At 64.9% G+C, this 713-nt stretch carries 1 pseudogene; it reads left to right on the plus strand.

The annotated features are described in order from the left end of the window. A pseudogene (locus HX846_RS37780) lies at window positions 1-713 on the plus strand (succinylglutamate desuccinylase/aspartoacylase family protein); the annotation flags it as partial.

Genomic DNA, 713 nt, shown 5'->3' on the forward strand with positions numbered 1-713 from the left:
GCCTGGCGGAGCTGGCTGCGGCCGGCCGCCTGCGCAGCGAGATCGTGCTGGTGCCGATCGCCAACCCGACCGGCCTGGAACAGGTGTTGATGGACATCCCCCTGGGCCGCTATGAGCTGGAAAGCGGGCAGAACTTCAACCGCCTGTTTGTCGACCTGTCCGACGAGGTTGGCAACCAGGTCGACGGCCTGCTGGGAGATGATCCTGCGCACAACGTCGAACTGATCCGCGATGCGCTGACCATGGCCCTGGCGGCGCAAACGCCCGTCACACAACTGGAATCCCAACGCCTGGTGCTGCAACGCCTGGCGTGTGATGCCGACATGGTGCTGGACCTGCACTGCGACTTCGAAGCCGTTGCACACCTGTACACCACCCCCGAGGCGTGGCCGCAGGTGGAGCCGCTGGCGCGCTATATCGGTTCGGAAGCCAGCCTGTTGGCTACCGATTCCGGTGGGCAGTCGTTCGATGAGTGTTTCACGCTGGTGTGGTGGCAATTGCAACAACGGTTTGGCGAGCGCTTCCCGATTCCGATGGGCAGCTTTTCGGTGACCGTCGAGTTGCGCGGCCAGGGCGACGTCAACCACGGCCTGGCCAGCCTCGACTGCCAGGCGATCATCGATTACCTGATTCACTTCGGCGCAATCAGCGGCGAGCCGGCACCGCTACCGGAATTGCCCTACCCCGCCACACCGCTGGCGGGCGTCGAGCCG

Origin of the sequence: Pseudomonas sp. K5002, assembly GCF_013386655.1 — a bacterium.
Lineage (GTDB): Bacteria > Pseudomonadota > Gammaproteobacteria > Pseudomonadales > Pseudomonadaceae > Aquipseudomonas.